The following is a 12,602-nucleotide window of genomic DNA, read 5'->3' on the forward strand; positions in this document are numbered from 1 at the left end:
CGGCCACCGGGGCGGGCCTCGTGCCGATCAGGGTTGCGCGAGGCGGGCCGCGACGGCGGCGATCCGCTCGTCGGACTCGGTCAGCGCCGCCCGGACGTACTGCCGGGCGCCGGGGCCGTAGAAGACACCCGCGGCGACCAGGATCCCCCGCCGGGCCAGCCAGTCGACGGTGTCCCAGCAGTCCTCACCCCGGGTCAGCCATAGGTAGAGCCCCGCCTCGGAGTGCTCCACCGCGAAACCGGCGTCCACGAACGCCGCCCGCAGCGTCTCGCGCCGCGCGCGGTACCGCTCCCGCTGCTCGTCGGCGTGCCGCTCGTCGCGCAGGGCGGCCACCATGGCCGCCTGCACCGGCGCGGGAACGATCATTCCCGCATGTTTGCGGATCTTGAGCAGCTCGGCCACCAGCGCCGGATCGCCGGCCACGAAGCCGGCCCGGTAGCCGGCCAGGTTGGAGCGCTTGGACAGGGAGTGCACGGCCAGCACCGACTGGTACGAGCCACCGCAGACCTCGGGCGAGAGCACCGACACCGGCTCGGCGTCCCAGCCCAGCGGCAGGTAGCACTCATCGCTGGCGACCACCGCACCGCGCTCCCGCGCCCAGTCCACCACCTTGCGCAGGTGCCTCGCGGGCAGCACCCGACCGGTCGGGTTGCCCGGCGAGTTGACCCAGACCAGACGCACCCGTGACGTCGGCCCGACCGCGGTCAGCGAGTCGGCGCGTACCGTGGTCGCCCCGGCCAGCCGGGCGCCGTCCTCATAGGTCGGGTAGGCGACCGAGGGCACCACCACCACGTCGCCGGGCCCCACCCCGAGCAGGGTGGGCAGCCAGGCCACCAGCTCCTTGGAGCCGATCGTCGGCAGCACCCCGAGGCCGTCGACGTCCGCGCCGCAGGCGCGGGCCACCCAGCCCGCGATCGCGTCCCGCAGCGCCGGGGTTCCGGCGGTCAGTGGATAGCCCGGCGCGTTGGACCCCTCCGCCAGGGCCTGCCTGATCACCTCCGGCACCGGGTCGACCGGCGTACCCATGGAGAGGTTGACCAGACCATCCGGATGCGCCGCGGCCAGCGCGGCTGCGGCGTCCAGGGTGTCCCAGGTGAACTCGGGCAGCCGCGACGAGACCGGCGCGGGCCGGTTCAGTGGCCCTCGCCGCGCGGCGGCTGCGCGGCGACGAAGGTGGCGTCCTTCTCCACCTTGCCGACCTTCGAGGCGCCACCGGGAGAGCCCAGGTCCTCGAAGAACTCGTAGTTGGCGCCGGTGTAGTCCTTCCACTGCTCGGGGACGTCGTCCTCGTAGAAGATCGCCTCCACCGGGCAGACGGGCTCACAGGCACCACAGTCGACGCACTCGTCAGGGTGGATGTAAAGCATCCGGTTGCCCTCGTAAATGCAGTCGACCGGGCACTCCTCGATGCATGCCTTGTCGAGCACATCCACGCACGGCTCGGCGATGATGTAGGTCACCGGTCTTCTCCTCCGCAAGACACGCCGCGATCACCCGCGACGGTAAGAGCCTAGTATCTCGCCGGGGAGGAGGTCGATCGTGCTCCGAGAGCAGGACGTGGGACACCGGATCGTGGTGCGGCGCCGGGTGGGCGTACGCGCCGGTCGCCCGGTCTATGCCGACGCCCTCGGCGAGCTGGTCGAGCTGACCGAGACGCATCTCACGCTGACCACCCGCCAGGGGCGGCTGCGCGTCCCGATGGCCGACGTGCACCGGGCCAAACGGGTCCCCGCGGCCCGGAGGCCCACCGCCGCCGCGGTGGTCGAGTTGGAACTCGCCGCCGACGAGGCGTGGCCGGCACCCACCCGGGGCCGGCTCGGCGACTGGTTGCTGCGGGCTGCCGACGGTTGGACCGGCCGGGCCAACTCGGCCCTGCCCGTGGGTGACCCGGACCGGCCGCTGCCGGCCGCGCTCGACCAGGTCGAACGCTGGTATGCCGAGCGGGGCCAGCCGGCGCTGGTCAACACGCCGCTGCCGCTGGCCGCACCGGTCGGCGCCGAACTCGACCGGCGAGGCTGGGGCAGCCGCCCCCCGGTGCTGGTGCAGACGGCCTCGCTCGTCGCCCTGACCCGGCGGCCAGAACCGGGAGCGGGCGGCGCCGGCGGCCCGGTGGTCGAGCTGGCGGCCGCGCCGTCGGCGGACTGGCTCGCGGTGGCCGCCGGCCGCAAGGGTGGCCTGCCGGCCGCCGCGCGACACGTGCTCACCGCCGTGGACCAGGTCCGTTTCGCCCACGTGTACGCCGACGGCGCGCTGGTCGCGATCGGCCGCGGCACGGTGACCGGCCAGGGACGCTGGCTCGGCCTGTGCCTGATCGAGGTGCTGCCCGCCGCGCGCCGGCAGGGGCTGGCCGCGCGACTGGTCGGGGCGCTCGCCGAGTGGGCCGTCGAGACCGGGGCGACCGGGGCGTTCCTCCAGGTCGAACAGGGCAACGTCGGCGCGGTCGCGCTCTACCGCAAACTGGGCTTCACCACCCACCACACCTACCTGACCCGCGTCGGGCCGCCCGGACCGGCCGCCGCTGGCCGATGACGTCAGCGGCGGACGATGCGGCGGGGCTTGGCCACGGCGGTCTCGGCGTACCGCTGGAGGCTCCGCGAACGGTAGTCGCGGCCGAGCGTGGTCAGCAGCAGGTAGCCCAGCAGCGTCCCGGCGGTGCTCGCCACCAGGTAGAGCCCGATCTGCGCGAAGAACGTGCCGCCGCCACCGGCGAACGGGTTGTTGCCGACCAGCAGCGGCCCGACCAGCACGGTCAGCCCGAGCGCGATACCCACCGCGCTGGCCACCTCGCCGGCCCACTGCGCCAGCGGACGCCGGCCGCCCCAGACGAAGGCGACCCCGGCCAGAATCAGACCGATCACCACGAACATCCCGAGCGAGACCCGGTCGGCGACGGTGTCGTCCCCGTCGAACCCGAACCGGATGACCAACCGGGCCACCACGTTGACCGCGAACAGTGCGATCGCGAGCACCCCGACCGCGCGCCAACGCTGTCCCATCACACGCCTCCCGCCGTACCACCCGCCCCGATGGCGGGTCTCCTTGGCAGGAATATCTACCACTCGTTGCACAGCGCCGTCAGTACCGGCCGGCCGGCGAACCGACCGGGGCGAGGATGGACCGGAACGCCATCACCGCGAACGTCATCGCACCGGCCACCACCAGGGTGAGTCCGACCCAGTTACCGACGAGCAGCACATCACCCTCGTCGGTCCGGTCGGCGGCGACCATCATGACCGCCACCCACGGCAGCGCCGGCAGGGCGACCGCCCAGCGGCGACCCACCGTCTCGATGGCGAACCAACTCAACGCCACGTTCGCGATCACCGCCACGAGCACCGCCGCTCCGACCAGGTACCCGCCGATCCGCAGCGGGGCGAGCAGCAGTTCCAGCACCGCGGTCGCCGCCCCGGCGACGACCGCGAGCACGCCGCCGGTCACCCGCAACCCGATGTCGACGATCCGGCGCAGCCGGCTGGGCCGCGACGGCTGCTGTTCCTGCTCCTGCGGGGCGACCGACATCGCGGCGGGCAGTGTCACCGGTGACCGGCCGACGTGACCGGCGCACGCGGCGGTGCGCCATCGACATCCAACCCGGCGAACAGGTCCGACTCCCACCCGTGCGGGCCGGCGCCCGGGCCCTTCTTCCCCACCGCGAGGGTGAAGTACTCCACCCCCATGAACTCGGCACCGAAGTTGCCGGCGATCGAGTAGAGCCAGGAGGTGGCCGGGATCTGGGTGGCGTGGGCGCGCATCGCCGCTTCCTTCGCGGCGTGCTGCTCGGTGGCGTCGATCCGCGCCGCGATCTCCTCGTCGGGCGTGCAGAAGGGCAGCTCGGTCGCGTCGGCGATGCCGGCGAAGGGGTTGTCCGACGCCTCCGCGAAGTGCGTCATGCCCGCCTCCAGTACGCTGCGCGGCATCGCCGTCCAGTAGGTCTTCGCCGGAGCGAGCCCCTCGACGGCGGCCAGTTCGGCGGCGCGCATCGCCACCCGGTGCGCCTGGATGTGGTCGGGGTGGCCGTAGAAGCCGTTGCCGTCGTACGTGATCATCACCTGCGGCCGCACCTCGCGGATGATCTCCAGCAGGTGCCCGGCCGCCTCGTCGAGGTCGGCGCCCCAGAAAGCCCGGGGGTGCTCGTTGGTCGACAGGCCCATCATGCCCGAGTCGCGGTAGCGACCGGCGCCGCCGAGGAACCGGTGGTCGGTCACGCCGAGCTCGGCACAGGCGGTGGCCAACTCGGCGATCCGGTACCCGCCGAGCTGGTCGGCCTCGGCGGCGGCGAGACCGGCCAGCTCCGGCACATGGATCTCGCCCTCCTCGCCCAGGGTGCAGGTGACCAGGGTGACGTGGGCACCCGCGGCCGCGTAGTGAGCCATGGTCGAACCGGTGCCGATGGACTCGTCGTCGGGGTGCGCGTGGACCAGCAGCAGGCGGCGGTCGGGCAGCGTCGTCACGGTGGTCACTCTAACCGGCGGTTCTGCCGGATCCGCCCTGACGCGTCCGCTCAGGTCGGTCACATCGGCCTCGGCACCGGCCTACGATCTGGCCTGTGGACTTTCCCGAGCTGGCCGCCCGCACCCGCAGGTTCAGCCACGGGGCGCCGCGCGCCGTCTCCGTGGCCGGCGACGGCGCGCGGGTGATCTTCCTTCGTTCCACCGGACCGGAGGATCCGGCCGACGCACTCTGGATGTTGGACGTGGCGACCGGCGCGGAACGGCTGGTCGCCGACCCGGGCGCCCTGCTCGGCGCGCACGCCGACGCCGAGGCGCTGAGCCCGGGGGAACGCGCCCGGCGCGAGCGGCTGCGGCTGAGCGCCTCGGGCATCGGCTCGTACGCCCTGGACGGGGCCGGGCGGGTGGCGGTGTTCGCCCTGGCCGGCCGACTCTTCCGCGCCGACCTGGTACACGGCGACGTGATCGAGGTGCCCGCCGTCGGCCCGGTGCTCGACCCCTGGCCGGATCCGGGTGGTCAGCGGCTGGCCTACGTGACCGACGCGGCCGAGGGGGTACGCCGGGGCGAGCTGCGGGTGGTCGACACCGACGGCAGCGACTCGATCCTCGCCGGCGAGGACTCCGGGGTGCTCTGGGGTCTGCCCGAGCACATCGCCGCGGAGGAGTTCGGGCGGCACCGCGGGTACTGGTGGGCACCGGACGGCCGGTCGGTGCTGGCCGCCCGGGTCGACGAGTCCCGGCTGCCCCGCTGGCACCTGCACGACCCGGCGCAGCCGGCGAGTCCGCCGACCACCGTCGCGTACCCGGTCGCCGGTGGCCCGAACGCGGAGGTCAGCCTGCACCTGCTCGACCTCGACGGCGGTTGGGTCGACGTGCACTGGGACCGGGAGACCTACCCGTACCTGACCGCGGTGCACTGGGGCGAGGGCGCTCCGCTGATCACCGTGCTGCGCCGCGCGCAGCAACACGGGCTGGTGCTCGCGATCGACCCGCGTACCGGGGAGACCCAGGTGCACGCCGAGCTGGCCGACCCGCGTTGGGTCGAACCGATCCCGGGCACGCCCGCGCACCTGCCCGACGGGCGGGTGCTGGTCGGCGGGGAACTGGCCCACGACGGGTACGACGCCCGCTGCCTCTTCGCCGACGGCACGCTGCTCACCCCGCCCTCGCTGTACGTGCGCCGGGTGGTCGGCCGACTGGCCGCCGCCACCGGCCCGGCGGACCTGCTGGTGGAGGCGAGCGACGGCGAGCCGAGCGAGCAGCACCTGTTCCGGGTGCGGACCAGCATCGGCGGCGGGGTCGAAGCCCGCCGCCTGACCTGCGACGCCGGCTGGCACCGCGCCGCGGTCGGCGGCGACGTGCTGGTCGTCGGCAGCGCCTCGCTGGACCATGCGGGCATCCGGTGGACGGTACGGCAGGGCGACCGGGAGGTGGGCGTGCTCAGGTCGCTGGCCGCCACCCCCAGCTACTCCCCGCTCCCGCTGCTGGAGCGGGTCACCGACCGACGGTTGCCCTCGGCGGTGCTCTACCCCGACAACCACGTCAGCGGGCGACGGCTGCCGGTGCTGCTGGACGTCTACGGCGGGCCGGGACACCAGGAGGTGCTCGCCGCCCGCTCGGCGTGGCTGGAGCGGCAGTGGTGGGCCGACGCCGGCTTCGCGGTGGTGGTGATCGACAACCGGGGCACGCCGGGCATCGCCCCGTCGTACGAGAAGGCCATCCACCGGCGGGTGGCCGACGTGATCCTGCTCGACCAGGTGGAGGCGCTCACCGCCCTCGCCGACAAGCACCCGGACCTGGACCTGGGCCGGGTCGGAGTGCGGGGCTGGTCGTTCGGGGGCTGGCTGGCCGGCCTGGCGGTGCTACGCCATCCGGAGCTGTTCCGGTGCGGGATCGCCGGCGCGCCGGTCAGCGACTGGGCCCTCTACGACACCGCGTACAGCGAGCGTTATCTCGGCCTGCCCGCCGACGGCGAGGACGTGTACGCGCACCACTCGCTGGTGGAGCTGGCCGCCGAGCCGGTCACCGATCCGGCGCAGGCCCGGCCGCTGCTGCTGGTGCACGGCATGGTCGACGACAACGTGGTGGCGGCGCACACGCTCCGGCTGTCGGCGGCGCTGCTGGCCGCCGGCCGGCCACACTCGGTGCTGCCGCTGACCGGCGCCACCCACATGGCGGCCGGCGGTCTCGCCGAACGCCTCCTCCGCCTGGAACTCGACTTCCTCCGCACCCACCTTGCCGGGTGAGGAAGTAGCGCTACGGCTTGACGTGGGCGTTGACCAGGGAGGGGAAACCGAAGACGCTGGAGACGAAGATCCCGCCGACCTTGGAGCCGTGCACCAGGTACGCGACGTCGACGTAGAGCGGCACCACCGGGGCGTGCTCCTTCATGATCCGCTCGTCGAGCTTCGCCCACTCCGGGCCCTGCTCGGTCGGGGGCAGGGCGAGGATCCGGTCGAGTTCGACGTTGATCGCGGGATCGTTGAAGTACGACTCGTTGCTGTTGCCCTCGGCCCGGATGCTGCGGCCGTCGTATAGCACCGGCAGGATCGACGCGCCACTGGGCCAGTCGGCGGCCCAGGAGCTGAGGTACAGGTCCCAGGGGTTGTCCCTCTTCTTGATCTCGTCGAGCTTGGCGTCGTCCGGGATGTTGCGGATCGTGATCTTGAATCCGGCGCGCTCCAGATTGCCCTTGAGCTGCGTCGCCACCTGCTGCTCGACCGCGCTGTCGGCCGCGCCGAGGACCAGTTCGGGGGTCTGCCCGCCGAGCAGCTCCCGTGCCTTCTCCAGCTCCCCGTTCAGGCCCGCCGGATACGCGTCGTAGGCCCGGTGGCCGATGGTTGACGACGGCATCAGCGTGGTCATCGGCGCGGCCACGTGCTGCCCACCGAGCACCTTGACCAGGCCCTCCCGGTCGATGGCGTAGTTGAGTGCCTGGCGCACCCGCAGGTCGGTGACCCGCCGATTGTTGATCACCAGGTGGTTGGCGCTCGGCGTCGGGGACAGGATGGTCCGGGACCGCAGCGCCGCGTCGCCGACGACCCGGGACACGAGGGAGGCGGGCACGTAGTTCCACGACAGGGCGCTCTGGTCGGCTCCGCTGTCGGCGATCACCCGGTTGGCCGCGGCGTCGGGGGTGGGGCCGAAGGTCCAGACGAACCGCTCCGGGTACTGGTGGCGCACCGGGTCGGTGGCGGCGTCCCAGTGCTCGTTGCGCTCCAGCACGACCTCGACGCCCGCCTGGTACCGGGTGACCTTGTAGGGCCCGGACGAGAAGGGCGCGTTGCCGAGGTTGATCCCGGTGTCCTTGTCCGGCGGAAGCGGCGCGGTCGATGGCAGTGACGCCGCGAACGGCAGGTCGCAGCGGGGTTTGGCGAACTCGAAGCGCAGCGTCCGCTCGTCCGGTGTGCTCAGTCCGGGCGGCAGCCCCGTGCGGTTGGCCGTGAAGTCCCACACGGTGTCGTACTGCGGGTTGTCGGCCAGCCACTCCTGGAGGTAGGTCGGCCCGCCGGCGAGGTCCGGATCGAAGGAGCGGGCGATCCCATAGGCGATCTCCTTCGAGGTCACCGGCCGGCCGTCCTCGAACTTCACGCCGTCCTTGATCTTGAATTCCCAGAGCTTGCAGTCGTCGTTGACGTTGTTGCCCGGCGTCTCGGCCAGGTCGCCGACCAGCACCAGATTGCCCGCGCCGTCGTCCTTCCAGGTGGTCAGGAAGCGCGCGAAGAGCGGCGCGGCCAGCAGGCCCACGAACGAGTACGTCCGCTGCGGGTCCAGGTGGGCGATCGGAGTCTCCCGGATGATGGTGAAGGTGCCGCCGGCCTGCGCGCCGGGCACCGCCGGTGCCGGCCCCGTCGAGTCCTTCGGATCGGTGGCGATGACCCCCGTCTGCCGCCGGTCGATGTCCACCGTGACGCCCTCGCCCGTGTTCTTCGAACAGGCAGCCAGGGACACCACCAGTGCGATCGCTCCACCAGCCGCAACCGCCGCGCGTGGTCTCATCCGCCGCCTCCCGCACCTGGGATGCCGCCGGCCGGACACCGACGCACCGAGGGACACAAAGAAGAAAAACTTCGATCTTTGTAACATTTGCCGGCAACTACCGCCACCGACTTCCGGTGCCGGCTCAGCCGAACCGGACCCGCGGGTCGATGACCGCGTAGAGCAGGTCCACCAGCAGGTTCGCCAGCACCACGAACACCGCCGCGACCAGCACGGTGGCCATGATGGTCGGCAGGTCGCCGTCGCGTACCGCCTCGACCGCCGTCCGGCCGAGCCCCTGGATACCGAAGGTCGTCTCGGTGATCACCGTGCCGCCGAGCGCCGCGCCGACGTCCAGCCCGGCCACGGTCACCACCGGAGTGATCGCCGCGCGCAGCGCGTGTCGCCCGTACACCCTCGACCGGGGCAGGCCCTTGGCCCGCGCGGTGCGGACGAAGTCCTCGCTCAGCGTCTCCAGCAGCTGCGCCCGGAACAGCCGGGCGTAGATCGCGGAGAACAGGAACGCCAGCGAGACCCAGGCGAGCACCAGCCCGCTCGCCCAACGCCACGGGTCCGTCGACAGCGGGGTGTATGCCGGCACCGGCAACCAGCGCAGCGTGTAGACGAAGACCAGCAGCAGCACCGCGCCGACGAAGTACAGCTGAAACGAGGCCCCGGCCAGCGAGAAGCCGATCGCCGCCCGGTCCAGCCAGGTGCCCCGGCGCAGCGCCGAGACCAGGCCCAGACCGACGCCGAGCAGCAGCCACAGGATCGCCGCCGGGATGACGATGCTCAGCGTCACCGGCAGCACCCGGGCGAGCGTGTCGGTGACCGCCTCGTTGTTGACGTATGACCAGCCCAGGCACGGCGCGTCGCACCGACCACCCTGGGCGCCACCCAGGTCCCGTCCGGTGACGATCCCCTTCAGGTAGCCCGCGTACTGGGTCACCAGCGGATCGCGCAGGCCCAACTCCTGGCGTACCCGCTCCAGCCGCTCGGGGTCGCAGTTCTTCGGGCACATGCCGCTGACCGGGTCGCGGGGCAGGGCGAAGAACATCAGGAAGGTCAGCACGCTCACCGCGAAGAGGGTGAGCACGGCCGAGAGGGCCCGCCTGAGCAGGAAGCGCGCCATCGAGAACCCCTACCGTACGGACTTCGGGTCGAGCGCGTCGCGCAGCGCGTCCCCGAACAGGTTGAAGGCGAAGACCAGCGCGAAGATCGTGACGCCGGGAAAGAACACGAAAGCCGGATCGGTCTGCAGGTACTCCAGGCTCTGGTAGATCATCCGGCCGAAGCTCGGGATCTCCTCGCCCAGCCCGACGCCGATGAACGACAGCGCCGCCTCACCGGTGATGAACTGCGGCACCGCGAGCGAGAACGACACCAGGATCGGCGCCCAGATGTTCGGCAGCAGCTGCCGGAACAGCATGTGGCCGAGCCCGGCCCCGCTGGCCCGGGCCGCCTCCACGAACTCCCGCTCCCGCAGCGCGATCACCTGGCCCCGGACCAGCCGGGCGGTGCTCGTCCAACCGAAGACGGCGAAGATGGCGATCAGCACCGCGATACCGAAGGCCGGCGGCACCGCGTCCCGCTGACCGTAGAAACGCAGCGTCACCGTGGGGGTCAGGGCGAGCGCGACGACCAGGAAGGGCATGGCCAGGGTCAGATCGGTGATCCAGCTGACCACCGCGTCCAGCCAGCCGCCCAGGTAGCCGGCGAGGGTGCCGAGCACGACACCGATCACCGCGGTCAGCACCGCCGCCGCGAGGGCGATGACCAACGACCAACGCAGGCCGTGGACCAGGCGGATGAAGATGTCCCGGCCGAGCCCCGGCTCCAGCCCGAAGAAGTGCTCCGTCGAGATACCGCCGGCGTAGCCGAGCGGCATCCCGGACCCGTCCAGCTTGCCCTGGAACTGGTCCCGGGGATCGATGCCGTAGGCCAGCTCGATCAGCGACGCGCCGCACGCCACCAGTACGAACAGGGTCAACACCGCCCCGCTCACCAGCGCGGTGCGATCGCGACGCAGCCGCAGCCAGGCGAGCTGCCCGGGTGATCGGCCGGCGAGCCGGCGGTCCTGGCGTTCGGCGCGCTCGCTCACCCCACCGCCCCCGGCTCCGGCTCCGGATAGTGACACGCGATGGCCTGGTCAGCGCCGTCGCGCCGGGTCAGGGCCGGTTCCTCGACGGAGCACCGGTCGCGGGCCTTGGGGCACCGGGTGCGGAACCGGCAGCCGGACGGCGGGTCGAGGGCGCTCGGCACGTCACCGGTGAGCCGGATCCGATCGGCCGGGCCGGATCGGGTCACCTCCGGCACCGCCGACAGCAGCGCCCGGGTGTACGGGTGCCGGGGCCGTTCGTAGATGTCGTCCCGCGCGCCGATCTCGACGATCCGGCCGAGGTACATGACCGCCACCCGCTGACAGAAATGCCGCACCACGGCCAGATCGTGGGCGATGAAGACGAAGGCCAGCCCCAACTCGCGTTGCAGATCCCGCAGCAGGTTCACCACCTGCGCCTGAATCGAGACGTCCAGCGCGGAGACCGGCTCGTCGGCCACCACCAGCCGAGGTCCCGGCGCCAGGGCGCGGGCGATGCCGATGCGCTGGCGCTGGCCGCCGGAGAACTCGTGCGGGTACCGGTCGTAGTGCTCCGGGTTGAGGCCGACCAACTCCATCAGCTCCCGTACCCGGGCCTTCCTCCCACCGGCCGGAGTGATCCCGTTGACCTGCAACGGCATCGCGATGATCCGGCCGACCGTGTGACGAGGGTTCAGCGAGGCGTACGGATCCTGGAAGATGATCTGCAGATCGGGCCGCAGCGGGCGCAGCTTCCGGCGTCCGGCGTGGGTGATGTCCCGGCCGGCGAACTCGATGCTGCCACCGGTCGGCTCCAGCAGCCGCACCAGCAGCCGGCCCGTGGTGGTCTTACCACAGCCGGACTCCCCCACCAGGCCGAGCGTCTCGCCCGCCCGGACCTCGAAGTCCAGCCCGTCCACCGCCCGCACCGGACCAGACCGACGCCGGCCGCCCCGGGCCGGGAAGTGTTTGGTCAGCCCACGTACCCGCAACAGCGGCTCGGGGGTCGCCGCGTCCGTCACCGGGCCACCCCGACGCGGGCGACATCCTCGGCGTAGCGCCGGGCGCGCTCCTCGGTGCGCAGGTGGCAGGCCACCCGATGCCCCGCCGTCCCGGCCGCTCGCAGCTCGGGCAGCTCGGTGCCGCACCGGCCGGCGGTGTGCTCGGCGTACCGGCAGCGCGGGTGGAAGGCGCAGCCGGCCGGCACGTCGATCAGGCTCGGCGGGTTCCCCGGGATCGGCCGCAGGTCCGCCTCGGCGTCGCCGCGCAACGACGGCACGCTGGAGAGCAGCCCCCAGGTGTACGGATGCTGTGGCCGAAGCAGCACCTGTTCGACAGTGCCCTGCTCGACGGCCCGGCCGGCGTACATCACCAGCACCTCGTCTGCGACCTGGCTGACCACGCCGAGATCGTGGGTGATCAGGACGATCGCCGTGCCGGACTCGGCCTGAAGATCGGCCAGCAGTTCCAGGATCTGTGCCTGCACGGTGACGTCCAGCGCGGTCGTCGGCTCGTCGGCGATCAACAGGTCGGGGTCGTTCACCAGCGCCATCGCGATCATCACCCGCTGCCGCATGCCGCCGGAGAACTCGTGCGGGTACTGGTCGTACCGCCGGCCCGGCTGGGGAATGCCGACCCGGTCCAGCAGCTCGATCACGCGCCGGCGCGTCTCGGCCCGCCCGGCCCCCCGGTGGTGCACCCGGTACGCCTCGGCGATCTGCCTGCCCACCGGGTAGTAGGGGTGCAGCGCCGAGAGCGGATCCTGGAAGATCATGGCCGCGTCCCGGCCACGCAGTCGGCGTACCTCCGACTCCGGCCGGCCGATCAACTGCCGTCCGCCGACGGTGATCCCGCCGGTGACGGTGGCCCGCCGGGGGTCGTGCAGACCGAGGATCGCCAGCGAGGTCACGCTCTTGCCCGAGCCGGATTCGCCGACCACGCCGAGGGTGCGCCCGCGCTCGACCGAGAAGGAGAGCCCGTCGACCGCACGTACCACGCCGTCGGTGGTGTTGAAGCTGACCCGCAGGTCCTCCACCCGAAGGTAGGGGTCCACGATCGCCTCCCTCCGATCCGACGAAGGGAAGCTACCGCAATTCACG

The 12,602-nt window shown here is 72.4% G+C and carries 12 protein-coding genes; 2 read left to right on the top strand and 10 right to left on the bottom strand.

Translation table 11 applies throughout. The features are described 5' to 3' along the window. Positions 1 to 27: 27 nt before the first annotated feature. Together dapC and fdxA are read right to left on the bottom strand one after the other, a co-directional pair. Positions 28 to 1,137 (bottom strand): succinyldiaminopimelate transaminase, encoded by a 1,110-nt coding sequence (dapC, locus tag BMY89_RS09695; RefSeq protein ID WP_175510348.1) that lies wholly within the window; start codon positions 1,135 to 1,137, stop codon positions 28 to 30. Further along, positions 1,134 to 1,460: a ferredoxin gene (fdxA, locus tag BMY89_RS09700; protein WP_030490464.1), complete on the bottom strand. Its 327-nt coding sequence runs from the start codon at positions 1,458 to 1,460 to the stop codon at positions 1,134 to 1,136. Before fdxA ends, dapC begins: the two co-directional genes overlap by 4 nt. 79 nt (positions 1,461 to 1,539) lie before the next feature. Here fdxA and BMY89_RS09705 point away from each other — a divergent pair, with 79 nt between their 5' ends. Then, positions 1,540 to 2,529, top strand: coding sequence for a GNAT family N-acetyltransferase (locus tag BMY89_RS09705; protein WP_092378246.1), 990 nt, complete (start codon positions 1,540 to 1,542; stop codon positions 2,527 to 2,529). Positions 2,530 to 2,531: 2 nt separating this feature from the next. Here BMY89_RS09705 and BMY89_RS09710 read toward each other — a convergent pair whose 3' ends face one another. The 3 genes from BMY89_RS09710 to mshB form a co-directional block, all read right to left on the bottom strand. Continuing rightward, a complete protein-coding gene (locus BMY89_RS09710) occupies positions 2,532 to 2,996 on the bottom strand; it encodes a hypothetical protein (protein ID WP_092378248.1) in 465 nt (154 codons plus the stop codon). A 79-nt stretch (positions 2,997 to 3,075) separates the two neighbouring features. Then, complete coding sequence (locus BMY89_RS09715; RefSeq protein WP_092378251.1) at positions 3,076 to 3,519, bottom strand: hypothetical protein; 444 nt, start codon at positions 3,517 to 3,519, stop codon at positions 3,076 to 3,078. Between the two features lie 14 nt (positions 3,520 to 3,533). Beyond that, positions 3,534 to 4,460, bottom strand: coding sequence for an N-acetyl-1-D-myo-inositol-2-amino-2-deoxy-alpha-D-glucopyranoside deacetylase (gene mshB, locus BMY89_RS09720; protein ID WP_092378254.1), 927 nt, complete (start codon positions 4,458 to 4,460; stop codon positions 3,534 to 3,536). 86 nt (positions 4,461 to 4,546) lie between these two features. Here mshB and BMY89_RS09725 point away from each other — a divergent pair, with 86 nt between their 5' ends. Then, the gene (locus BMY89_RS09725; RefSeq protein ID WP_092378257.1) at positions 4,547 to 6,694 is read left to right on the top strand and encodes a S9 family peptidase; all 2,148 of its coding nucleotides are present in this window, start codon (positions 4,547 to 4,549) and stop codon (positions 6,692 to 6,694) included. Positions 6,695 to 6,704: 10 nt separating this feature from the next. On the opposite strand, the gene BMY89_RS09730 is transcribed toward BMY89_RS09725, so the two are convergent. The 5 genes from BMY89_RS09730 to BMY89_RS09750 all read right to left on the bottom strand — a co-directional run bounded on the left by BMY89_RS09730 (position 6,705) and on the right by BMY89_RS09750 (position 12,556). Beyond that, positions 6,705 to 8,447 carry an ABC transporter substrate-binding protein gene (locus BMY89_RS09730; protein WP_092378260.1) on the bottom strand — a complete coding sequence of 581 codons (1,743 nt, stop codon included), beginning with the start codon at positions 8,445 to 8,447 and terminating at the stop codon, positions 6,705 to 6,707. A 124-nt stretch (positions 8,448 to 8,571) separates the two neighbouring features. Further along, entirely contained in the window at positions 8,572 to 9,558 is a 987-nt protein-coding gene (locus BMY89_RS09735; RefSeq protein ID WP_092378262.1) for an ABC transporter permease, read from the bottom strand. Between the two features lie 9 nt (positions 9,559 to 9,567). Then, the gene (locus tag BMY89_RS09740) at positions 9,568 to 10,527 is read right to left on the bottom strand and encodes an ABC transporter permease (RefSeq protein WP_232521160.1); all 960 of its coding nucleotides are present in this window, start codon (positions 10,525 to 10,527) and stop codon (positions 9,568 to 9,570) included. After that, the gene (locus BMY89_RS09745; protein WP_092378268.1) at positions 10,524 to 11,525 is read right to left on the bottom strand and encodes an ABC transporter ATP-binding protein; all 1,002 of its coding nucleotides are present in this window, start codon (positions 11,523 to 11,525) and stop codon (positions 10,524 to 10,526) included. The genes BMY89_RS09740 and BMY89_RS09745 overlap by 4 nt, the downstream gene beginning before the upstream one ends. Continuing rightward, on the bottom strand, positions 11,522 to 12,556 hold the full coding sequence (locus BMY89_RS09750) for an ABC transporter ATP-binding protein (protein WP_175510334.1): 1,035 nt from the start codon (positions 12,554 to 12,556) through the stop codon (positions 11,522 to 11,524). Before BMY89_RS09750 ends, BMY89_RS09745 begins: the two co-directional genes overlap by 4 nt. Between the last annotated feature and the right edge of the window lie 46 nt (positions 12,557 to 12,602).

The sequence above is a fragment of the Micromonospora phaseoli genome (assembly GCF_900109115.1).
In the GTDB taxonomy this organism is placed as follows: Bacteria; Actinomycetota; Actinomycetes; order Mycobacteriales; family Micromonosporaceae; genus Micromonospora; species Micromonospora phaseoli.

Excerpts from the sequence above, each read along its gene's own strand:
- BMY89_RS09710 (WP_092378248.1), bottom strand. The coding sequence starts at position 2,996 with ATGGGACAGCGTTGGCGCGCGGTCGGGGTGCTCGCGATCGCACTGTTC.
- BMY89_RS09715 (WP_092378251.1), bottom strand. The coding sequence starts at position 3,519 with ATGTCGGTCGCCCCGCAGGAGCAGGAACAGCAGCCGTCGCGGCCCAGC.
- BMY89_RS09730 (WP_092378260.1), bottom strand. The coding sequence starts at position 8,447 with ATGAGACCACGCGCGGCGGTTGCGGCTGGTGGAGCGATCGCACTGGTG.
- BMY89_RS09735 (WP_092378262.1), bottom strand. The coding sequence starts at position 9,558 with ATGGCGCGCTTCCTGCTCAGGCGGGCCCTCTCGGCCGTGCTCACCCTC.